This window comes from Sarcina ventriculi, from assembly GCF_900456775.1.
Classification (GTDB): Bacteria; Bacillota; Clostridia; order Clostridiales; family Clostridiaceae; genus Sarcina; species Sarcina ventriculi.
Genome location: NZ_UAUL01000011.1, coordinates 52225 through 75017, shown reverse-complemented (window position 1 = coordinate 75017; position 22793 = coordinate 52225). Strand labels below are relative to the sequence as shown.

At 26.6% G+C, this 22793-nt stretch carries 24 protein-coding genes and 1 tRNA gene; 2 read left to right on the top strand and 23 right to left on the bottom strand.

Annotated elements, in window-relative coordinates:
• Positions 1–4 precede the first annotated feature (4 nt).
• From DR020_RS10665 to DR020_RS10635, 7 genes are all read right to left on the bottom strand, one after another.
• Positions 5–2194 (bottom strand): DNA topoisomerase III, encoded by a 2190-nt coding sequence (locus tag DR020_RS10665; protein ID WP_112365994.1) that lies wholly within the window; start codon positions 2192–2194, stop codon positions 5–7.
• A gap of 65 nt (positions 2195–2259) precedes the next feature.
• Complete coding sequence (locus DR020_RS10660; RefSeq protein ID WP_055257577.1) at positions 2260–3183, bottom strand: patatin-like phospholipase family protein; 924 nt, start codon at positions 3181–3183, stop codon at positions 2260–2262.
• Between the two features lie 149 nt (positions 3184–3332).
• Positions 3333–4736 carry a PH domain-containing protein gene (locus tag DR020_RS10655; protein WP_235865694.1) on the bottom strand — a complete coding sequence of 468 codons (1404 nt, stop codon included), beginning with the start codon at positions 4734–4736 and terminating at the stop codon, positions 3333–3335.
• Between the two features lie 30 nt (positions 4737–4766).
• Positions 4767–5216: a PH domain-containing protein gene (locus tag DR020_RS10650; protein ID WP_112365931.1), complete on the bottom strand. Its 450-nt coding sequence runs from the start codon at positions 5214–5216 to the stop codon at positions 4767–4769.
• A gap of 213 nt (positions 5217–5429) precedes the next feature.
• Entirely contained in the window at positions 5430–7067 is a 1638-nt protein-coding gene (locus tag DR020_RS10645; protein ID WP_112365930.1) for a glycoside hydrolase family 13 protein, read from the bottom strand.
• Between the two features lie 192 nt (positions 7068–7259).
• A complete protein-coding gene (locus DR020_RS10640) occupies positions 7260–7775 on the bottom strand; it encodes a cell division protein SepF (RefSeq protein WP_055257586.1) in 516 nt (171 codons plus the stop codon).
• Between the two features lie 279 nt (positions 7776–8054).
• Entirely contained in the window at positions 8055–8441 is a 387-nt protein-coding gene (locus DR020_RS10635; protein WP_055257588.1) for a hypothetical protein, read from the bottom strand.
• Positions 8442–8835: 394 nt separating this feature from the next.
• On the opposite strand from DR020_RS10635, the gene DR020_RS10630 reads away from it, so the two are divergent.
• Positions 8836–9222, top strand: coding sequence for a hypothetical protein (locus tag DR020_RS10630; protein ID WP_055257590.1), 387 nt, complete (start codon positions 8836–8838; stop codon positions 9220–9222).
• A gap of 36 nt (positions 9223–9258) precedes the next feature.
• On the opposite strand, the gene DR020_RS10625 is transcribed toward DR020_RS10630, so the two are convergent.
• From DR020_RS10625 to DR020_RS10590, 8 genes are all read right to left on the bottom strand, one after another.
• Positions 9259–9666, bottom strand: coding sequence for a hypothetical protein (locus tag DR020_RS10625; RefSeq protein ID WP_112365929.1), 408 nt, complete (start codon positions 9664–9666; stop codon positions 9259–9261).
• A 54-nt stretch (positions 9667–9720) separates the two neighbouring features.
• On the bottom strand, positions 9721–10158 hold the full coding sequence (locus DR020_RS10620; RefSeq protein WP_112365928.1) for a GatB/YqeY domain-containing protein: 438 nt from the start codon (positions 10156–10158) through the stop codon (positions 9721–9723).
• 114 nt (positions 10159–10272) lie between these two features.
• On the bottom strand, positions 10273–11085 hold the full coding sequence (locus tag DR020_RS10615; protein ID WP_055257595.1) for a TerC/Alx family metal homeostasis membrane protein: 813 nt from the start codon (positions 11083–11085) through the stop codon (positions 10273–10275).
• Positions 11086–11197: 112 nt separating this feature from the next.
• Complete coding sequence (locus DR020_RS10610; protein WP_055257597.1) at positions 11198–11563, bottom strand: EamA family transporter; 366 nt, start codon at positions 11561–11563, stop codon at positions 11198–11200.
• Positions 11564–11759: 196 nt separating this feature from the next.
• Complete coding sequence (locus DR020_RS10605; protein WP_112365927.1) at positions 11760–12002, bottom strand: hypothetical protein; 243 nt, start codon at positions 12000–12002, stop codon at positions 11760–11762.
• Between the two features lie 48 nt (positions 12003–12050).
• Complete coding sequence (locus DR020_RS10600) at positions 12051–12758, bottom strand: N-acetylmuramoyl-L-alanine amidase (RefSeq protein ID WP_112365926.1); 708 nt, start codon at positions 12756–12758, stop codon at positions 12051–12053.
• A gap of 99 nt (positions 12759–12857) precedes the next feature.
• Positions 12858–13175, bottom strand: a complete 318-nt coding sequence (locus DR020_RS10595; RefSeq protein ID WP_055257601.1) for a hypothetical protein — start codon at positions 13173–13175, stop codon at positions 12858–12860.
• A gap of 73 nt (positions 13176–13248) precedes the next feature.
• Positions 13249–13324 (bottom strand) — tRNA-Pro (locus DR020_RS10590).
• Between the two features lie 151 nt (positions 13325–13475).
• Between DR020_RS10590 and DR020_RS10585 the strand changes: the two genes are divergently transcribed.
• The gene (locus tag DR020_RS10585; protein ID WP_112365925.1) at positions 13476–14714 is read left to right on the top strand and encodes a replication-associated recombination protein A; all 1239 of its coding nucleotides are present in this window, start codon (positions 13476–13478) and stop codon (positions 14712–14714) included.
• 62 nt (positions 14715–14776) lie between these two features.
• Here DR020_RS10585 and DR020_RS10580 read toward each other — a convergent pair whose 3' ends face one another.
• From DR020_RS10580 to purE, 8 genes are all read right to left on the bottom strand, one after another.
• Positions 14777–15373: a hypothetical protein gene (locus DR020_RS10580; protein ID WP_055257605.1), complete on the bottom strand. Its 597-nt coding sequence runs from the start codon at positions 15371–15373 to the stop codon at positions 14777–14779.
• 174 nt (positions 15374–15547) lie between these two features.
• Positions 15548–16798, bottom strand: a complete 1251-nt coding sequence (gene purD / locus DR020_RS10575; RefSeq protein WP_055257607.1) for a phosphoribosylamine--glycine ligase — start codon at positions 16796–16798, stop codon at positions 15548–15550.
• A gap of 87 nt (positions 16799–16885) precedes the next feature.
• On the bottom strand, positions 16886–18394 hold the full coding sequence (gene purH / locus DR020_RS10570) for a bifunctional phosphoribosylaminoimidazolecarboxamide formyltransferase/IMP cyclohydrolase (protein WP_055257609.1): 1509 nt from the start codon (positions 18392–18394) through the stop codon (positions 16886–16888).
• Entirely contained in the window at positions 18391–19002 is a 612-nt protein-coding gene (purN, locus tag DR020_RS10565) for a phosphoribosylglycinamide formyltransferase (protein ID WP_058991618.1), read from the bottom strand. Before purN ends, purH begins: the two co-directional genes overlap by 4 nt.
• Positions 18990–19994, bottom strand: coding sequence for a phosphoribosylformylglycinamidine cyclo-ligase (gene purM / locus DR020_RS10560; RefSeq protein ID WP_112365924.1), 1005 nt, complete (start codon positions 19992–19994; stop codon positions 18990–18992). Before purM ends, purN begins: the two co-directional genes overlap by 13 nt.
• Before the next feature lie 9 nt (positions 19995–20003).
• Entirely contained in the window at positions 20004–21467 is a 1464-nt protein-coding gene (gene purF, locus DR020_RS10555) for an amidophosphoribosyltransferase (protein ID WP_082663295.1), read from the bottom strand.
• A 77-nt stretch (positions 21468–21544) separates the two neighbouring features.
• Positions 21545–22252: a phosphoribosylaminoimidazolesuccinocarboxamide synthase gene (gene purC, locus DR020_RS10550; RefSeq protein WP_055257617.1), complete on the bottom strand. Its 708-nt coding sequence runs from the start codon at positions 22250–22252 to the stop codon at positions 21545–21547.
• A 47-nt stretch (positions 22253–22299) separates the two neighbouring features.
• A complete protein-coding gene (gene purE, locus DR020_RS10545; RefSeq protein WP_112365923.1) occupies positions 22300–22779 on the bottom strand; it encodes a 5-(carboxyamino)imidazole ribonucleotide mutase in 480 nt (159 codons plus the stop codon).
• Positions 22780–22793: the final 14 nt, after the last annotated feature.

The window sequence follows — 22793 nt, the reverse complement described above, 5'->3', positions numbered from 1 at the left end:
GCTCTTATTTTTGATTAAACATGTCCATAAGATTTGCAAAAGGATTATTTATATTCTCACTAGCCTCTTTCTTCATCTTTTGCATTATTTTATTGACTTCTCTTTTATTAACCTTATCATTATTTTCAAATCTCTTCTTAAACTGTGATTCCTTTTCTCTAAAATTACAATTAGTTCCGGTACATACATATATCTTCGAATTTCCATGACCTCTAAGTTCTAACTTCTTTTTACACTCTGGACATCTAGCATTTGTAATGCGACTTACTACCTCTTTAAAACCGCAACTTCTATCTTGACATACATTCATTACCGTTCCATTTTTGCCCTTTACCTCTAATAAATATTTTCCGCAATTTGGACATTTATTCCCTGTCTTATTATCATGGATAAAATTTTCACTACTTTTTTTAATTTCTAAAACTAAATCCTTTGAATAATCTCTCATTGAATTTATAAATTCTTTAGAGCTTAATTTTCCTTTACTTATATCTTCTAAATCTTTTTCCCATTTAGCTGTTAAAAGAGGTGACTTTAAATCTCTTGGAACAAGCTGTATAAGCTGTTTTCCTTTAGATGTTGGATATATTTCTCTGCCTTTCTTCTCTATAACATAAGAATTAAACAGCTTATCTATTATATCTGCCCTTGTGGCAACAGTTCCAAGTCCACCTGTTTCACCTAATGTTTTAGCATACTCTCTACTATTAATATTTATATATTTTTGAGGATTTTCCATAGCCTTTAATAAAGTTCCTTCATTAAATCTGCTTGGCGCTTTTGTTTTTAGACAATTTAATTGTATATCTAAAACAGATATTTTATCTCCTTTATTTAATTTAGGTAAAATTTGATTGTCATCCTCTAAAGAATCTTCTAAATCATTTTTATCATAAACGACTTTCCATCCTTTATTTTTGACAACTTTTCCACTAGCCTTAAATCTTTCTCCGTCTATATCAACTATTATATCTGTTTGTATATATTCAAAAGGTTTTAACATAACACTTAAAAACCTTTTAACAACTAAATCATAAATATGCCTTTCTTCAGTATTTAAGTTTAATACATTAGCTTTCTCCTCAGTAGGTATTATAGCGTGATGGTCAGACACTTTTGAATCATCTACAAAATTCTTATTGGTATTTACTTTATTTTTTAATATTTCAGATGCTATAATTCTATAACTTCCTGTGTTTATAGCTTGTAATCTATCCTTTAGAGTTTCTACTATATCTTTTGATATATATCTTGAATCAGTTCTTGGATATGTTAAAGCTTTATGATTCTCATATAATCTTTGCATTATTGATAATGTTTGCTTAGCAGAATATCCCCATATTCTATTAGCATCTTTTTGAAGCTCCGTTAAATCATAAAGAAGCGGTGAAAATGTTTTTTTATGAGTTTCCTTTATATCTACTATAATTCCATCTTTTTTGTAAATTTTATTTTTTATTTTATTAGCAAATTCTTCATTAAAGATACTTTTATTATTATCCTTATTAATCCAATCTAAATAAAATCCATTAGCTTTTACTTTAATAGTGTAATATGGCTTTGGTTTAAAAGAATTTATTTCCTCTTCTCGTGAAACTATCATTGCAAGTGTTGGTGATTGAACTCTTCCAGCTGACAATTGAGCATTATACTTACAAGTTAAAGCACGAGTTGCATTAAGACCAACTAACCAATCAGCCTCTGCTCTACATAATGCAGCTTTATATAAATTATTATATCTTGAAGCATCTTTTAAATTTTTAAATCCTTCAATTATAGCCTTATCTGTTTGAGATGAAATCCAAAGTCTTTTCATTGGCTTTTTTACATTTGATTTTTCTATAATTAATCTTGCAACAAGTTCTCCCTCACGCCCTGCATCTGTAGCTATTACTATATCTGAAACCTTATCACTATTTAAAAGTTTTTTTACCTCATAAAATTGTTTAGATGTTTTTTTAAGAACAATAAACTTTGTAGTTTTAGGTATCATAGGAAGGTTTTCAAAACTCCAAGTTTTATATTTTTTATCATATTCCTCAGGATCTGCAAGACTTACTAAATGCCCTAAAGCCCAAGTTACTATATATCTTTCACCCTCTATGTAAGACCCTTTATTATTTTTACACTTTAGTACCCTAGCTATCTCTCTAGCCACACTAGGTTTTTCAGCTAAAATTAACGTTTTATTCATATTATCTACTTTTGACAATTTTTTATTAAATGTCAAATCCCTTTCTAAAATTTAATGATATTATATTACCTTCTAATAGGTCTCCTATTACGCTTATTTGTTATTTTCAGTAAATTCCTTAGATTATCAGTTATTTTATAATGCCTATCCCTTATATTATTAATTCTATTAAAATTTTTAAGATATAATACAGAACCCAATGCATTTATAGCATCTAAATAACCAGCATTTATTCTCTTTCTTTTAGCTTCCAAATCTAAATTTAAAACTCCATCTATTACTCCTTCATTTAGTTTAGTTGGACTAATCTCTATTATTATCGCATTTGGAAACTTCTTTTTATCTATGTACACACTTTTAGACAATGGGACAACTATTATAATATCACACCCAGCATCATAAACTGGCTTTATTGGTACATTATCAACCATACCACCATCTAAGTATCTCTTTCCATCAATTACAGAACTCTTATAGATAAGTGGAAGAGATGCAGAACCTAATATTATATTTTTAGCTACACTATCTTCATAATTATTTATTTTAAAATATTTAACATTAAAATCTGGCATTTCTGTACACGAAGCGTAACATGTAACCCCTCTAGCTTTAATCTTGTTAATATCTATATACTTATCTAAAAACTTCATAAATCCATCTGTTGAAACATCTCCATTTTCTATAACTCTACCCATGTTATATTTTTTTATATATTTCAACCCTTTAGCTCCTATGGCAAGCTGTATACCTTTTTTTATAAGTTCCATTTTATTTAAAGGGATTAATGTTTCCATGTCTACTTCATTCCACATTGCTTCAGCTTTTCTCAAGTCGTTTTGAGCAAAAAGAACTGCATTTATAGCACCTACTGAAGTTCCAGAAAAAATTTTTATATATTTATCTATACCAAATTGCTTTAGCGCTTTCCAAACTCCTAGTTGATAAGCTCCCTTTCCTCCACCACCTGCTAATACTAACCCTACTTTCATCTATTTACAACCCCCAAATCTTATCTTAAGTATACTTATATTATACATTAAATTTACCCCTTAATCTTATAAATTTTTTAATGATTATAATAAAAATAATTAAATCTTCATTGGTATAAAACTAAACTTATTAATATACTTTATAAATATTAATTAAATTTTTCTAAAACAAAACTGTTTTTTAATAGATTGTAAATAGATGAATCTAAATTTTTAACTGACTTAATATCTTGTCTTTTTTGTGAATAATATTTAAATTTAATATTGCAAATATTTTTTCTTCTTTGGAATGGATTTGCAATAGACCATATCTCTTCTGTACTACTTTTTCTTATATATAATTTTGTTCTACCAAAACCTTTATAACTTATATAAAACAATGTATCACTTACGCCAACTTCATTATTTTTTAAAACCAAAAACCTATTTAATACAACTATTGGTATAATTATTGAAACTAATATAAGATCATTAGAATACAAAAATGCTATAACCGATATTAAACTTGCAATAAAAACTGGCATATTGAAAAACCTCATTATATTTTTTTTGTCTGTCCTATATATATTCCCTTGAAAATAAAATTCAGGAATTATATGAATTAATATGTCATTTAAAAGATCCTCCCCACACATAGGAAATATAACCTCATCCTCTTTAACCTCGTCTCCATATCCAACTACAGAACATTTTATAGTATATAAATTAAAAATTTGACATAATATATTTTGTTCCACTTTCAATGCATGGATATTTTCAGTTGGAATAGAGTAATTTTTTCTATTAAAAAGACCATATTCAACTCTTAAATAATTTTTTTTTCTAAATATTATAAATTTATAATATTTGATTAAAGTTGCTAAAATTGAAAATACTAAAACCACTAAAAGCAATATTGTTATAACAAATAAAATAGATAATAATATAGCAAGGTATGTTCCTTTTAAATCTATATTTTCAGTTAAAAAGTCTATTAATATTTGTTTTATTTCACCTTGTATTTGCTTATTTATTTTACCAATCAAGTTTATAAAAGATATTAAAACACCAATTCCAAGTATTATATTACTCCTAAGCATTGACAATAAAATTAAATGCATTGCTGAAATTTTATATCCTAAATATTTATTTATATTTAAGCTATCTTTACTTATAATATTTTTTATTCTAAAACTTAAGTTATTGTACAAATAATTTAATTCCTTAACCTTTAATATCATATATATTTGATTGCCTTTACTTGAAGATAAATTATCAACCTTAAATTTTCTAAGTTTTAATATTTTATAAAACCAATTTCTCTCAAGTTCTATTAAAGATATATTTTGAATTGGAATTATTATTTCATTTTTAAAAAAAGTCCCTTCTCTATAAATAAGATCACTATTTGTAATGACTATTTTCGTATTTATCCATCGTAAAAAACTAAAAAAAAGCAATATAAGCAATATAATTATTAACGTTATTATCATATATCCTTCAAATTGCAACGTAATAAATATAATATATGGCCATACTTTCTTTAATATAGAAAAATATGTTATAAAAATCATAAACCAGTGATTTTTTTGCAAACACATATGCTACCTCATAAAACTATTATTCCTCGCCAAATTCCATATTTTTGTACATTCTTTATAATTTATAGATGGAATCGTTAATTTTCCTCTTGCTGTATATATCCTTATAGTCTTTATTCTTAAAATTCTTGAAATTGGATCTTGAATAAGATCAATATATTTTATTCTATTTATCGGAACACATACTATTTTTCTATAAATAACCCCATATCTTAATTCTATAAAATTTTCATCTGCATAATATGACCAGCTCAAATATTTAACTACTGGTAAGATAAAAACATAAATAACATAAAAAATACTATATATAAAAAATATATTAATTTTTTTTAAAAATAAAGTTTTATGAATATTTAAAATATCAAAAAACATTATATATAAAGCTATAAACAATAACGTCCTTAAAAACATCCATCTTAAAATAGATGTTTTGCTAAGTTGATATTTTTTCATAAAATTCCTTTCTATAAATTATACTTAATAAATTGTTAAATAATATAATAATTAGTTTATAATGACATAATAAAATTGTCAATTAAATAAATGCATAAAAAAACACAATATATTTATATTTTAAGTTTTCTTATATTACAATATATTGTGATAAAAATTTATTTATAATTATTTAATATTTATTTTAAAACTATCTTATTTAAAATTATATTTCTAAATAAGTTTATATATTAACGCTTCATAAGGTCTTAATACTATTTCATTTGGAATATTATTAGAATCTTTATAATTGCTTAAAATCAATTGACATTTATCATAATGTATATTTTGTGGAAGAATAAATTTTTCAATTTTATCATAAAAGTTTGCCACAACTAAGAATTTAATGCCATTTAATTCCCTAACATATGAATATATAGCTTTATGATTTATATCTATACAGTTATAAGTTCCATAAATTATTACATCATTTTCTTTTCTTAAATTTATTAAAGCTTTATAATGATAAAAAACAGAATCTTTGTCCCTTAATGCCTCATCCACATTTATATCCTTATAATTTTCATTTACTCTAATCCATGGAATACCTTTAGTGAATCCTCCATTTTGTTCCTTAGACCATTGCATAGGTGTTCTCGCATTATCTCTACTCTTTACATAGATTGAATTCATTATGTCATTTCTGTCATACCCCTTATCTATTCTTTCCTTATACATATTTAAAGTTTCTATATCTTTATAGTCCTCTATAGAATCAAATTTTACATTAGTCATACCTATTTCTTCACCTTGATATATATATGGAGTTCCTTTTTGCATATGAAGAATTGTAGCCAACATTTTAGCAGACAACTTTCTATATTCTCCTTTATCATTCCCCCATCTTGAAACTATACGTGGAAGGTCATGATTATTCCAAAACAAACTATTCCATCCACACCCTTCAAGTTCTGCTTGCCATTTAGAAAAAACTTTTTTTAATTCTACAAAATCTAAGTTAGCTAAATCCCATTTACTTTTTCCTTTTATCTCATCTAATCCTATATGTTCAAATTGAAATACCATGCTAAGTTCATCTCCATTAGGATTACTATACAGTTTAGCAATATCAGGAGTTACTCCCCATGTTTCTCCTACTGTTAATAAATTTTTATCTCCAAATGTTTCTCTATTCATTTCTTTTATAAGAGTGTGAAGCTTTGGTCCATTTCCTGTTATTTCTTTATCTATATCTTTTCCAATAAGGTCAATAACATCCATCCTAAAACCAGCAATCCCTTTGTTTATCCAAAAATTCATCATGTTATAAATTTCTTTTCTCATATTTGGGTTTTCCCAATTTAAATCAGGCTGCTTTTTGCTAAACAGATGTAAATAATATTCATTGCTTGTCTCATCTATTTCCCAAGCACTGCCTCCAAAACATGACTCTAATCCATTTGGAACATCTCCATCTAAAGGTTTTCTAAATATATAATAATCTCTATATTTGCTATCTTTATTTTTTATAGCTTCTTTAAACCATTTGTGCTCTGATGAAGTATGATTTACAACTAAATCCATAAGTATTTTGATATTTCTATTATTAGCCTCTTTTAATAGTCTATCCATATCTTCCATTGTTCCAAACTCATCCATAATATCGTAATAATCACTTATATCATACCCGTTATCATCATTAGGTGATTTATAAACAGGAGACAACCATATAACATCTATACCTAAATTTTTTAAATAATCTAATTTAGATATTATTCCATTTAAATCTCCTATGCCATCATTATTACTATCACAAAAACTTTTAGGATATATTTGATATACAACTGAATTATGCCACCACTTTTTTTTCACTACTTTTATACCACCTTTTATCATTTTATGTATATTATAACATAATTTACTTTTAATTATCTATGTTTTAACCCACTATTAATTTAAATATAAAGAAAATAATAGTTTATTATATTAAATTAATAAATTAAAACAAAAAAATAAAAGGTAAATTAATTTTACCTTTTATTTCAAAGAAAATATTTAAATACATTACTTCGTCCAGCTTAATATTCCCGTAATTCCTAAATCTTGTTTCTGTGGTTTTTCTTCTTCTCTTGATTCAACATTTAATGGAGTTACAACAAAAACCCCTTTTTCTATTTCTTGAAAATCACCTTCTAATGCATAACATGTACCGCTTACAAAATCTATTAATCTTTGAGCAATCTTAGTTGACAAACTTTTTGTGTTTATTAAAACTATTTGTTTATTTTTAAGGGCATCACATATTTCTGCAGCATCTTCATATGATGAAGGCTTTGCTATTTTTATTTTCATTTTACTATCAGAGTTATGAATATTTATCAAATTTGCAGAATGCTCTTCTTTATTTTTTTCTTCTTCTAATTTCTTTAACTCTTGTTTTATATCATAAGAATAATCTTCATGTCTTGTATGCTCTAAATCCATTCTTGAATCTTCTCCTATAACCTCTACATCGTCTTCATATTCTTCTTCAAAATTATCAAATCCCAAAAGTTCTTTCATCTTTACAAGCATAGCCATAAAATTTCCTCCTAAAGTTTATTATCACTTTAACTAACTTAACTCTATTATATAAATCTTACATTAAAATTCTTAAATTTTCATTAAATTATTTTCCATTAATAATATTTTTATATTTGATTAAATTGTACAATAAATTTTATATAAAATCCATATTTTTTATATATTTATTTAAATATTATTCATAAAGCAGAAAGTTTCCGCTAACACAATAATTAATTTATATTTCTTTAATATTATACAATACTATGAATTTTCATTCAATAAAATTAACCAATTCTAAAATTCATTGAGTTTATCTATTAACTTACACTCTATATAATCTTCCATTTCACTCATATATTGTTTATTTTCTAAAGCATTTTTTATAACATCAAAGTCATCTAAAATAGTGGATAAAACTACATTAGCCCAATTTTTTATAATTTCTCCTTTTGTGTTATCTTTATTATAATTAATTTCAATTGTTTTATCATCATAATAGAAAATTACATTTTCTACATTCTTATTTAGCATTAAAGCCTTAATTATTAAAAATTCATAATCTTTATTTTGGTTCAATATTTCTAAAAGTTTAGAATTTTTTAAAACCAATTTTCCCTCTTCATCCTTAACAATTTTTAAATTTATAATTTGATTTATTATATAATTTTTTAAATTAAACATATTAATCCTTTAATTATTTTATATTATTGATTGTAATAAAAGTATATAATAATTTTGTTAAGATAATTACTATTTTTTATATACTTAAAATAATTTTCACAATAAATTAATTTAAATTTATGATAAAAAATAACGAATCTTTATAGTAATTATTAGATTAATTTTAAAATTTTATAAAAAATATAGAAAAAAATTTAAATTCTAATTTAATTTTTAATTTTTTTTATTCAGTTTAACCAGTTTATTAAATATATGTATTTTAATTCATTTTAATTTTTAGGAAATTATGTTACAATTTTTTTAATATTAAATAAAAAAATATTATTATGTTAAATTAAAGTTACTAAATTAAGGTGCATAAAAAAGTAATATTTATTAGGGGGATTATGTCAAAATGAGTAATATTTCAAAATGTTCTATAATAATATATGATGATTTTAATAACATTCTTATTTGTAAAAAAGGTAAATTAAAAAATGAACACAACATTCCTTGGATTTTATTTGGAAAAGAATTAAAAGGCAAAGAAACTGAAGAAAAATGTATAACTAAAGCTGTTGATAAAGATTTAAAATGTAACATATTTAATTTACAACCTTTTAACCAATACGAACTAGAAAATGGAACTGTCTTACAATCTTATACAGGACATATAAAAGAACAACTAACTTGTCATAAAGATGTTATAAGAACTGAATGGATTTCAAAATCAGATGTAGAAGATTTGCAAATAGATTCACTTGATAAAAAAATTATAATTGATTTCTTTAACAAAATCTAAAAATTAATGCTAGCTAAAATTTAGCTAGCATTAATTTTATTCAACCTGAGTTAAAAGTCTATTCATAATATCTTTAAGTTTTCTTTTTCCTAATTCTTCATGACAAACCGCCATTATTAAATTTATAGCATTTAGTGATTCATCTAACTTATATGCTCTAATATCAAAATACGAATCATCTGGCATAAATTTTTTCAAATCTGCTCCAACTTCATCTGCCAAACACCATAATTCGTCTATAACTTCTTCTGTATTTAAATCTTTAAAATCGTTTTTTAGCATTTCTTTTAAGATATCAACATCTATTTTTAAATTAAAAGCTATTATATCTTCTCTTTTTGACCCTTTACTCATATCTTTTATAACTTTAAATTGAGAATTCATTTCTATTATTTCTTTAAAATCTTTACTATCTAAAACCCTATTTCCAAAAGCAATATACATAAAAAACCTCCAAAATAATTTTAGGGAAATCTAAAAGCAGACTTCCCTAAAACTTTAACCTAAAATACTCTTAACTATTGGGTTAACCTTTGATCTATCAAACTGTCCTGCTATTTTAGGCATTATTTCTTTCATTATTTTGCCCATATCACTCTTTGTATAGTTACCATTTGCTATGATTTCTTTTATCATAGAAGTAACCTCTTCTTCACTAAGCTGTGCTGGAAGATATGGTGTTAAAACTTCAATACCAAATTTACATTCTGCAATTTTCTCTTCATCATTTAATTGTTCAGCATAAGATAAAGCTTCTTTTAATTGTTTTATGTTTTTTTCTATTATCTTTATAGCCTCTGAATCTGGTATATCTTGTCTTTCATTTACTTCAAATGCCTTAACATCAGCATTTACTAACCTTAATATTGATACTTTAGCTTTATCCCTAGCCTTCATAGCCGCTATTTCATCTTTTTTTAATATTTCCTTTAACATGTTAAAGCCCTCTTTCTTATAATTAAAATCATGATATTTTAATTATAACAATAATATTTAATATAGTGAACATTATATAAAAAATTTTTAATTATTTAAAAAGACTAAATATTTTTATGGAAATATAAATGAAGCTAATATACTAGATAGAAGAAGTATTAATATTACAAGAATTGATGTAACAACTGATATTTCTATTCCAAAATATAGTATACTCAACTTTATTCCAGTAAATATTAGTATTAAAATTACACCAAATTTCATATACTTAAATCTTTTGCTCAGTCTAGATAACATAAAATACATGCTTCTTAAACATATTATTGCACATATATTTGATACATATACAGTAAACGGGTCTGTTGTTATGGAAAATATAGCCGGAATTGAATCTATTGCAAAAAATATATCAGATACCTCTATTATTATTAATACAGCTAAAAGAGGTGTTGCCATAAGTTTTTTTCCTCTTCTTACAAAAAACTTATTACCTTGAAAGTTATCAGTAAATGGAATTATTTTTCCAAGCATTCTTATAAATAGATTACTTTTTAAATCTTTAGGTTTTTCTTTATTAAATAACATTTTTATCGCGCTAATTATTAATATAATTCCAAAAACATATAAAACACCATGAAATTTATTAACTATTGTAACACCTAAAAATATAAAAATCATTCTAAGAATCATAGCTACAAATATTCCATAGTCTAACACTTTCATTTCAGCTTCTTCGTCTACGTTAAAACTTGAAAAAATCATTAGAAAAAGAAATAAATTATCCACACTTAAACTTAGCTCTATTAAATATCCACCTAAAAACTTTAAAGCTAAATCCGTTCCCCTTAAATAATAAGTAAGTATATTAAAGATTATAGCTATAGATATCCAAAATATACAATTAATTGTTGCCTTTTTAGTTTTCATCTACTACTCCTAATATTATTTACATATTATTATATGTATATGACATTATATACTTTACTTATTAAACAAAATGAAAAAATAGAGATTAAAATTTTTAATCTCTATTTTTTTACTAAAACTTAAATGCTAATATAAATACACCTATTACTATAACAATAGAGCCAATTATAGACCTTATTGTTAAAGGCTCTTTCAATATCCAATATCCTAAAAACAAAGATATTATATAACACATACTCTGCATAGGGTAGACTTTATTGAAATCATTCGCTTCCAATATATAAAACCAAAATACTGTAGCTGCTACATATATAAGCATCCCAGCTATTATGTATTTATTTAAAATTACCTTTATAAAATCGCTAACATTAAAGCCATTTAAAGGTTGCTGAGTTAATCCTATTTTCCACCAAACCTCTCCTAAAACAAGCATTATACAATTTATAAATACTAAAATAAACGCTTTAATTTTAGCCACCTCCTATATTATTAAATATTTAACTTTTTATGTTATTTTATTAGTTTTGTATTTACACCTAAATAATTATACAACAGTATTATTATTTTATCACCATAATTAAAAAATTAATAAAATTTTTAAGGATAACTTTCTTTACCAAGTCCATATAATATAAAGTTTTATTCAAAGAAAATTACCCCATTTTTTCTAATAATTAAAATGCTGTAAAACCATCATTATATTTTACATAACCGCTTTTAGTTTTTTCCCCTTTATCAGTATCATATACAACATGCAAAACTCCATTTTCTCTATAAAGTGGTGTCGCTTTTTCATATGGGTCAATGCTTCCAATAGAATTACTACAACTTGATGTCTCATATACGATTTCTGTAGTTGATCCATTTTTCCATTGCTTAGAATAATCATATATTATACAATTAGTAGCATTTGTCACATAAGCGCTATTTATCTTATTATTAGATATATATTGAATTAAAGCTAATTATTTACTGTACGATACATCTAAAACCCTAATTTTAGTGCCTACTGCAATTTGACCACTTAATATATTTCCATTAGAATCTCTTATATACAACCAATCATTTTTAACTGTCGCATTAGTTACTAAAGATACACTATTACTTTCTGTATTAGAATTGTCTTCATTACTATTATCAGATGAACTATTTCCACTAACATCCACTCCAGTTACTGCTTTAACTATTGCATTTGCCATAGAATTACCATTGTATCTTTCCATATCTTCCTTAGAATCTATAAAAGCACATTCTATAAGCACACAGCTCATAGTAGTGTATTTAGGAACATATAAATTAGAAACTTTAACCCCTCTATTTGTATATCCTAAGTTAGATATTTCCTTACAAATATTCTTAGCATAAGTTTCAGCTTTGCCACCTCTACCTACTATATAGCACTCAACACCGTGACCACCTCCAGCATTAAAATGAATACAAAGGTGCAAATTAGAATTACTTGCATTAGCTCTATTAACCCTATATGATAGTGATTGAGTCACAGTTGAAAAAGTTTTATTATAAGGTGTACAATCCACAGTTTCAATTCCAATAGATTTTAATTTTGATTGAACCAATGTCCATACTTCTTTAGTTAAAACATCTTCTTTTTTGTACCCAACAGCCCCAGTATCAGGGGAACAATTATGACCAGCATCTCCACTTATTTTCATATAAAAACCTCCATATTTATCATCATAATATATTATATTTTCATAATAAATATTGTGTTAATTTTATATTAATTGTTATTATATCTGAAAATTAAGGGATTATTTTTGTTTTGGGAAAAGTTTGTTATAAAAATTATCAAATCCACCATCTTCTAAAATAACTTTATAATCATCATTTACATAAAACTTACTCATCGTTTGCACTATCAAATCAAACTTTTGCAAATTATTTTCTTCTAAAAGAATAGTATAAAGGTAAGCTAAATGATTTTCCATATATATTTGAATATTTTTAACATCCTCTTGTGATACCTTTTTATTATCTAAAAGTTCTTTTATAGGGCCATTTCTAAATATAAAATAGCTTGATGCCTTAGTAATTTTTTCTATATATTCTTTAGGTAATTTATTTTCCATCTTATTTCTCCTTAAAATAAATTTAAAAATAAAAGAAGTTACTCAAAACTTAGAGCAACTTCTTTAAACATTTTGGTCGGGGTGACAGGGATCGAACCTGCGACCTCATGGTCCCAAACCACGCGCGCTCCCATCTGCGCCACACCCCGAAAACAACAATATAATTATATTATAATACTAAATGCTTGTCAATATTTTATTTTTCTATCATTACTGCAATTTAATAAAAGCTAATTGAATTTTTTTTATTTAATATTTATAATTTACATAATTAAATATAAAAAGTAATGAGGTAAGCAAATGAGACCATTAGCAGATAAAATAAGACCTAAAACATTAGATAATGTAGTTGGGCAAAAACATTTAATCGGAAATAATAAGATTTTAAGACGTATCATAGAAAAAAAAGAAATACCTAATATGATTTTCTTTGGTCCATCAGGAGTTGGTAAAACAACAATCTCTAACATTATAGTAAATCAAACTGACAAAAAACTCTTTAAATTAAACGCAACCACAGCGTCATTAAAAGATATTGAAGATATAACTAAAAATTTAGACAATCTTTATGGTTATAATGGTGTTGTTTTATATTTAGATGAGATTCAAAATTTTAACAAGCGCCAACAACAAAGCCTTCTAAGTTATATAGAAAATGGACAAATAACTTTAATTGCAAGCACAACTGAAAATCCATATTTTTCTGTATATAGTGCACTAATTAGCAGATGTTTAATATTTGAGTTTAAACCTCTAAATTCTGATGACATTTTTTTGGGTTTAAAAAATACTATAAATTCTTTAAACGAACAAGAAAGTTTAAATATAAGTTATGATATAGATGCACTAAAAAAAATCTCTATCTTATCAAAAGGTGATTTAAGAAAAGCTATAAATATTTTAGATGTTTTAATTAAATCTAATCTTAAACACAACATTCATATAGATTTAACTTCTGTTTTAGAACTAAACACAGAAAGCTTTTTCATGGATGAATCAAAATATTATGATTATATAAGTATGCTTCAAAAATCCATAAGAGGTAGTGATACGGATGCATCTATTTTAGCTTTAAGCATTTTATTAAAAACTGGACATTTTGACGATATAATAAGGAGGCTTTTGGTTATAGCATCAGAAGATTGTGGTCTTGCCATGGGAAATATGTACTCTAGTTTTTTTTCTTTAATAAATGCAGCTAAAATGGTAGGTATGCCAGAAGCTAAAATTATCTTAGCCCATGCTGTAATCTTACTTAGCACAAGTCCAAAATCAAATAGTGCTTATGTTGCAATTTCTAAAGCATTTAACGATATTGAAAAAAAAGATATAGGGCCTGTATTAAATCACCTAAGAAATTGTCACTATGAAGGATCTAAAAAACTTGGAATTACAGGATATAAATATCCCCATGATTATCCAAATCATTATGTAAAACAAGATTATATGCCAGATAATTTAAAAGGAACTACTTATTATACCCCATGCGATAATAAATACGAAAATTCTTTAAAAGAATACTGGAGCAAAATCAAATAGATTTATATTTTATCTTACAAAAATAATCCAAAAGAGAGTATCTTCTCCTTTGGATTATTTTTTTATTCAGCCTTAAATATTTTATCATCTAAAAGCATTTCTTTACAAAGATCATGAGCTTCTTTTATTTCGTCTTCAAACATTCTACCTTTTTCAGTTAACAAAAGTTCTTTACATGATGCTTCTAAATTTTCTAAAACTCGTTCTCTATTTTGTAAAATAGTGTTTTTAAAGTAATCATACTTCTCCACTACCTTTATGTACAATTCATCTCTCATAATTGATGTTTCACGAAACTCTTTTATGATTTTTCCAACAGTTTCATCAATACTTGACCACTTTAAATCATTATCTGTAACTTTTATTTGTTTTCTTAAAGACTTATCAAACTTTTTAATAGCAAGTCTAATATCTATATCGTTATCAGAGAACCTAACATCTTCTTTAAAATGCATAAGTATAACTTTATAATGAGCCATTACTTCTATTCTTCTCTCATTAAATCTTCTTATATATGTATCTAGCATTATATCTAATATTTTTTCTGTAAGACTTTTATCATTCTCAATTTCTGTTCTATTTTTATGTCTTTCTTCCATCTCTAAAATACTATCCACAACAGTGTCAGTTGTAAAACTATTAACCCCAAATCTCTTCATATTTATGCCCTCCTATATGAAATTATTTTTATTATAACATTTTTTTAAGATATTGTACATGCTAATTAATAATATTTATTAATTAATAAGAGATTGTATATAAATATTAAAATAAACATAAAGATTAAAAATCTCTACCTATCTTAAATATTTTACAATCTCTTACAAATAAATTTATTTTCCTATATCTAATCTGCAATATTTACCACTAAAATTAACCTTATCTAAAATATCGTAAGCATTTTTTATAGCTTCATATCTATCTAATCCATATCCTAATAAAGACAGTACTCTTCCTCCTGATGTTACCAAAACATTGTCTTTTAAAGTAGCCCCTGCAATTATTACTTTATCTTTAACATTGGAGTTTATTGTTATTTCATATCCTTTTTCATAAACCCCTGGATATCCTTTAGATGCTAACACCACATTACACACATATCCATTCTTCCACGAAAGATTAAAGTCACTTAAACTTCCATCCAATGTACTCTCTAAAAGTTCTAAAAAGTCATTTTCCATAAGAGGTAAAACTGATTGCGTTTCAGGATCACCAAACCTTACATTGTATTCTAAAAGATATGTCCCCTTTTTAGTTATCATTATCCCAAAGAATATAACTCCTTTAAAATCAAAGCCTTCTTCTTGAATACCTAAAAGTGTTTTATTCATTATTGTTTCCTTAAACTCTTCTAAAACATCTTCTGTAACATAAGGATTTGGTGCTAAAACTCCCATACCTCCTGTATTTGGTCCTTTTCCACCATCAAATACTTGCTTATGATCCTTTGCCGATATAAATGGTTTTATTGTTTTTCCATCCGTTACAGACAAAATAGACGCCTCAACACCATCTAAAAACTCTTCAATCACAATGCTACTTCCTGCACCTTTAAATATATCATTAACCATTATATCTTTTAGTGCCTCTTCCCCTTGTTCTAAATTTTCACATATATAAACACCTTTACCTAATGCTAATCCATCTGCTTTTATAACTATCGGAAATTCCTGCTCTTTTAAATATTCTAAAGCTTTATCATATTCAGTAAAATTTTCGTATTTAGCAGTCTTAACACCATATTTTCTCATAAAATCTTTAGAAAAACACTTACTTCCTTCAAGCATGGCACCAAATCTTTTAGGACCAAATATTTTTAACCCTTCCTCTGTAAATCTATCTGATATTCCATTTATTAAAGGATCTTCTGGTCCTACTATTGTTAAATCAATATTATTTTCCTTCGCAAAATTTAATAATCCTTCTATATCACTAACCAAAAAATTTATATTTTCACATTTATCTTCTAGTGCTGTTCCACCATTTCCAGGAGCGCAAAATATTTTTTTCACTCTCTTGTTTTCTTTAAGTTTTTTAGCTATACAATGCTCTCTTCCACCTGAACCTATTAATAATATCTTCAAATTCATTTCCCCTTTTCTCATATACAATATATAAAGCGGCTAAAATAATCTAACCGCTTTTAAATTTTTAAATTAATATTTCTTGTTTTAGTGCTTAAAATGTCTAATTCCAGTCATAACCATTCCTATATCATGCTTGTCACACTCTTGTATTGACTCATCATCACGAATAGAACCACCTGGTTGAATTATTGCCTTTATATTATATTTAGCACATTCTTCTACAACATCTCTAAATGGGAAAAATGCATCTGATGCTAAAACTGTTGCTCCTTTTCCTCTCTCTAGCGCTTCACAAGCTGCCCATATTCTGTTAACTTGTCCACCGCCTATTCCAATTGCCATATTATCCTTTGCAACAACTATAGCATTTGATTTTACATATTTTACAACTTTCATAGCAAACAACATATCTTTTATTTCGTCATCTGTCGGTTTCTTCTTAGTTACAACATTTAATTCATCAATTAATTTTTTATCTTCTTCTTGAACTAATATTCCTCCATCTACTGACACCATATAATTTTTATTTGATGGCTTAACTTTGCATTCTAAAACCCTCAAATTCTTTTTAGATTTCAAAATTTCTAAAGCTTCTTCAGTATAATTTGGCGCAATTATAACTTCTAAGAATATTTTGCTCATTTCCTTAGCAGTATCTTCATCAATTGTTCTATTTACTGCAACTATTCCACCAAAAATTGATACACTATCACATTCATAAGCTTTCTTATATGCGTCTAAAACAGTATCACCTATGGCTACTCCACAAGGAGTATTATGTTTTAATGCACAACATGCTATTTCATCATCAAACTCACAAGCAACTTTCCAAGCTATATCAACATCTTTTATGTTATTATAAGATAATTCTTTGCCATTTAAAACTTTAAAGCTATTCATAGCACCTTTAGTTTCACAAGAACCATAATAAACAGCACTTTGATGTGGATTTTCACCATATCTTAAAGATTGTAATTTTTTATAAGATACTGATAAATATTCTGGATATTCTTCTTCCTCTTGTAATAAAAAGTTTGATATGGCTGCATCATAAGCACTCATAAGATTAAATACTTTTCCTGCTAAAACTTTTCTTGTTTTTAATGAAACATCGTAATTTTCCTCTATTTCATTTATAACCCTTTTATAATCTAAAACATTGCTTAAAACCACAACATCCTTAAAATTTTTAGCCGCAGCCCTTAACATTGTTGGCCCACCTATATCTATAAATTCAACTTTTTCTTCAAAAGATAAATCCTCTTTAACTTTTTCAAAAAATGGATAAAGATTAACAACCACCATATCAATAGTTTCTATGTTTCTCTCTCTTAAAGTCTCCATATGTTCTTTGTTATCTCTCATAGCTAAAATTCCACCATGAATAATTGGATGAAGCGTTTTAACTCTTCCATCTAACATCTCACATGAACCTGTAATTTCACTTATTTCTGTAACTTCAATATTGTTTTCTTTAAGATATTTAAATGTTCCACCAGTTGATATTATTTCAACATTATTCTTTCTTAAAAATTTAACAAGTTCTAATATTCCACTTTTATCATAAACACTTATTAAAGCTCTTTTTATCATAGCAAAATCTTCACCTTTCCATTTTCTAATTTTATCTTATTTAAACTAAATGCTTTTATAACTTCAGGAAGTATCTTATGTTCCTCTATCAAAATCCTCTCTTGTAAAGTTTTCGCAGTATCCTCAAAATACACAGGTACTAAAGCCTGATTTATAATGGCTCCACCATCAACCTCTTCATTTACAAAGTGTACTGTACACCCTGAAAATTTAACACCCTTCTTAATTGCAGCCTCATGAACCTTTATACCATACATACCATTCCCTGAAAAACTAGGTATTAATGATGGATGAATATTTATTATTTTATTTTTAAACTCCTTTAATATTTCTCCATCTAATATTGAAAGATATCCTGCAAGAACTATTAAATCCACCTTTTCCCTTAAAAGTTCTAATATTTTTTCAGATGTTTTACTTCCATACTTTTTTTTACTTATAACAAATGTATCAATACCTTTTTCCTTTGCTTTTAATAATCCTTTAGCCGACTCCCTATCACTTATAACACAATGTATTTTTGCATTTATATTTCCTTCTTCTATTTGATTTATTATAGATAATAAATTGCTTCCACCACCTGATATAAGAACTGCTATTTTAAACAAACTCCTTCACCTCCAGATATTACATGTCCTAATAATACTGGTTCTTCTCCTAAGGATTTTAATTTTTCCATAGTTTTTTGAGCGTCCTCTTTAGATACTGCAATAACAAATCCTATCCCCATATTAAAAGTATTATACATATGATCTTCTTCTACACCTTTTTCCATTATTCTCTTAAATATATTTGGAATTTCATAAGAAGATTTATCAATTACTGCTGTAAAACTTCTTCCACCAAACATTCTTGGTATATTCTCTATAAATCCACCACCTGTTATATGTGCCATAGCTTTTATATCAACATCCTTCATAAGAGATAAAATTGGCTTTACATATATTCTAGTTGGTGTTAAAAGTGTTTTCCAAACAACATCTCCATAAAAATCTTCCTCTAAATCAGTAAATATTTTTCTCACTAAAGAATATCCATTTGAATGTATTCCTGAAGACTTAAGTCCTATAAGTATATTTCCATCTTCAACTTTGCTTCCATCTATAATATTTTCCTTATCAACAATCCCAAGAGCAAATCCTGCTATATCATACTCTCCATCCTTATAAAACCCTGGCATTTCAGCAGTTTCTCCACCAACTAAGGCACAATTAGATTCTAAACACCCATCTGAAACACCCTTAACTAAATCCGAAGATACATTAGCTTCTAATTTCCCACAAGCTATATAATCTAAGAAAAATAATGGCTTTGCACCATGACATAATATATCATTAACACACATTGCCACGCAGTCAATGCCTACTGTGTCATACTTTTTTGTCTTAAACGCTATTTCAAGTTTTGTTCCAACTCCATCTGTTCCTGAAACTAAAACTGGTTTTTTATACCCTTCTGGTATTTCAATCATAGAACCAAAACTTCCTATACCTCCAAGCACATAACTATTTAAAGTCCTCTTTGCATATTCCTTAATAAGTTCAACTGATCTATATCCTTCCTCTATATTAACTCCTGCGTCTTTATAAGTTATAGCCATAATTTTTTCCTACCTTTCTAAGTGATTTTTGTCTGTTTCAATTGGTGTTGACACTGGATATACTCCATTGAAGCAACCTAGACAAAACCCTTTATCTTCCCCTAAAGCTTTAAGTAAATTCTCCATAGATAAATAATCTAAAGAATCTGCCCCAATCATTTCTCTTATATCTTCTTGCGAATTATTAGCTCCAATAAGTTCACTCCTATAAGATGTATCTATTCCAAAGTAACATGGATTTTTAACAGCTGGCGAAGCTACTCTAAAATGTACTTCTTTAGCTCCAGCTCGTCTTAATGATTCAACTAAATGCTTTGATGTAGTTCCACGAACTATTGAATCATCAATTAAAATAACTCTTTTTCCCTTAACATTTGCTTTTAAAGGATTTAACTTAACAGATACTGCTCTTTCTCTCATTTCTTGATTAGGCGTTATAAATGTTCTACCTACATATCTATTTTTAACAAATCCTGGATCAAAAGGTATTCCTGAAACATTTGAATAACCTATTGCACAAGCAAGACCTGAATCTGGAACTCCAACCACAATATCGGCTTCAACGGGACTTTGTTTATAAAGCATTTCTCCAGATTTCACTCTAAATTCATGAACATTTATTCCATCCATTACACTATCTGGTCTTGCAAAATAAATATACTCAAAGGAACAGGTTTCACATTGTGTTTTTTCAGAATATTTAATGCTATCTATTCCATTTTCATCTATTACAACTATTTCACCTGGCTCTATATCGCGTATAAATTCAGCCCCTATTGTGTCTAATGCACAACTTTCAGAAGCTAAAATATAATTTCCATCAATGTGTCCTAAACAAAGTGGTCTTATACCGTGTGGATCTCTAATTCCAATTAGTTTTCCTTCCGCCATTATAACCAAAGCAAAAGAACCTCTTATAGCCTGAGTTGCATTAAATACTGCAGTTTTAATGCCTTTTTTAGCATTTCTAGCTATTAAATTTATTATAACTTCTGAATCTATCGTAGTATGAAATACAGATCCTGAATCTTCTAAAAGTTCTCTTATAATATCAGCATTTACTAAATTTCCGTTATGGGCTATGGCTATTGAACCAAGCTTTGATCTACTAACTAACGGCTGACAATTTTCGATTTTAGTTGAACCTGTTGTGGAATATCTAACATGACCTATACTTATATTTCCTAATACTTCTGTATCTTGTTTTTCTAATTCTTCATGAGATACTCTAAGACTCTCTTTTAATTTATTTAAATCATCTTTGCAAAAAGCCTCTGTTAATAAACCAAGATTTTTGTGAGTTTCCATTATAAACCCATTAGAAACCGTAATACCTGCACTTTCTTGTCCTCTATGTTGAAGAGCATAAAGTCCATAATATGTGTAACTTGCAACATCTAATGTTTTATCCTTTGAATAAATACCAAACACTCCACATTCCTCTTTAAGCTTGTCATTTATAGCATCATACATAACCTTATCTACCTCTACAATCTAAATTTTTATCTAATTTTCTCTAAATTTCAATACCCATTTTGTTTTTAAAAATTTTATCTTGAGCTCATTCTACTTAATATCTCTTGATAAGCCCCTCTAACATTTCCTAAATCTCTTCTAAATCTATCTTTATCTAGTTTTTCATTAGTTGTTGCGTCCCAGAATCTACAAGTATCTGGTGATATTTCATCTGCTAAAACTATTTTTCCATCATCTGTTTTACCGAATTCTATTTTAAAATCTATAAGATTTATATTAACACTTGCAAAGAATTTCTTTAATAATTCATTTATTTTATCTGTCATTGCATAAATTTCTTGAAGTTCTTCAAAAGTTGTAGCTCCAATTGCTACTGCATGATAATCATTTATTAACGGATCTCCTAATTCATCATTTTTATAAGATATTTCAAATACTGTAGTCTTAAGAGGAGTTCCTTCTTCTATTCCTAATCTTTTTGCCATACTTCCAGCTGCTACATTTCTAACTATTACTTCAAGTGGAACTATAGAAACCTTTTTGCAAAGTTGCTCTCTATCGTTTAATTTTTCAATAAAGTGAGTTTTAATTCCATTTTCCTCTAACATTTTAAATATTATTGATGTTATATCGTTATTAAACTGTCCTTTATCTTCTATTGAACCTTTTTTTTCTCCATTAAATGCTGTTGCATCATCTTTATAATAAACTATAACCTCATTTTCTTTATCTGTTGCATATATTTTTTTTGCTTTTCCTTCATATAACATTTCTTTTTTCATATCTTATACACTCCTTATTATATACCTTTAATTCTCATTCTTCTTTATTAATTAAAAATAAATTCATCATTTTCTTGTATAAATTTTTTCTTCATATCTTCTCTGTATTTTATAAGCTTTTCTTTAATTTCTGGATACTTTATAGAAAGAATTTCCACAGCAAGCATACCAGCATTATAGCTATTATTTATTCCAACAGTTGCAACTGGAACTGATTTTGGCATTTGAACTATTGAATATAGTGCATCTATTCCTCCTATTGCTCCATTACACGGAATACCAATAACTGGTATTGTTACTTGCGATGCGATTACTCCTGGTAGGTGTGCTGCAAGACCTGCTCCCGCTATTATTACTTCACATCCATTTTCACAAACTTCTTTTAAAACTTCTGAAAGCCTTTCAGGAACCCTGTGTGCTGATAAAACGTAAGCTTTAAAATCTATATCAAATTCTTTTAAAGCACTAGCTGCTCCTTTCATTATTTCAGTATCTGATTTACTTCCAAAAAATATAGCAACTTTCATTTTTAACCCTCTTT

Bases quoted from the DNA above. Each gene is read 5' to 3' on its own strand.
- DR020_RS10665 (WP_112365994.1), bottom strand. From the start codon at position 2,194: ATGAATAAAACGTTAATTTTAGCTGAAAAACCTAGTGTGGCTAGAGAG.
- DR020_RS10660 (WP_055257577.1), bottom strand. From the start codon at position 3,183: ATGAAAGTAGGGTTAGTATTAGCAGGTGGTGGAGGAAAGGGAGCTTAT.
- DR020_RS10655 (WP_235865694.1), bottom strand. From the start codon at position 4,736: ATGATTTTTATAACATATTTTTCTATATTAAAGAAAGTATGGCCATAT.
- DR020_RS10650 (WP_112365931.1), bottom strand. From the start codon at position 5,216: ATGAAAAAATATCAACTTAGCAAAACATCTATTTTAAGATGGATGTTT.
- DR020_RS10640 (WP_055257586.1), bottom strand. From the start codon at position 7,775: ATGGCTATGCTTGTAAAGATGAAAGAACTTTTGGGATTTGATAATTTT.
- DR020_RS10635 (WP_055257588.1), bottom strand. From the start codon at position 8,441: ATGTTTAATTTAAAAAATTATATAATAAATCAAATTATAAATTTAAAA.
- DR020_RS10630 (WP_055257590.1), top strand. From the start codon at position 8,836: ATGAGTAATATTTCAAAATGTTCTATAATAATATATGATGATTTTAAT.
- DR020_RS10625 (WP_112365929.1), bottom strand. From the start codon at position 9,666: ATGTATATTGCTTTTGGAAATAGGGTTTTAGATAGTAAAGATTTTAAA.
- DR020_RS10620 (WP_112365928.1), bottom strand. From the start codon at position 10,158: ATGTTAAAGGAAATATTAAAAAAAGATGAAATAGCGGCTATGAAGGCT.
- DR020_RS10615 (WP_055257595.1), bottom strand. From the start codon at position 11,085: ATGAAAACTAAAAAGGCAACAATTAATTGTATATTTTGGATATCTATA.
- DR020_RS10600 (WP_112365926.1), bottom strand. From the start codon at position 12,758: ATGAAAATAAGTGGAGATGCTGGTCATAATTGTTCCCCTGATACTGGG.
- DR020_RS10595 (WP_055257601.1), bottom strand. From the start codon at position 13,175: ATGGAAAATAAATTACCTAAAGAATATATAGAAAAAATTACTAAGGCA.
- DR020_RS10585 (WP_112365925.1), top strand. From the start codon at position 13,476: ATGAGACCATTAGCAGATAAAATAAGACCTAAAACATTAGATAATGTA.
- DR020_RS10580 (WP_055257605.1), bottom strand. From the start codon at position 15,373: ATGAAGAGATTTGGGGTTAATAGTTTTACAACTGACACTGTTGTGGAT.
- purH (WP_055257609.1), bottom strand. From the start codon at position 18,394: ATGATAAAAAGAGCTTTAATAAGTGTTTATGATAAAAGTGGAATATTA.
- purM (WP_112365924.1), bottom strand. From the start codon at position 19,994: ATGGCTATAACTTATAAAGACGCAGGAGTTAATATAGAGGAAGGATAT.
- purF (WP_082663295.1), bottom strand. From the start codon at position 21,467: ATGTATGATGCTATAAATGACAAGCTTAAAGAGGAATGTGGAGTGTTT.
- purC (WP_055257617.1), bottom strand. From the start codon at position 22,252: ATGAAAAAAGAAATGTTATATGAAGGAAAAGCAAAAAAAATATATGCA.
- purE (WP_112365923.1), bottom strand. From the start codon at position 22,779: ATGAAAGTTGCTATATTTTTTGGAAGTAAATCAGATACTGAAATAATG.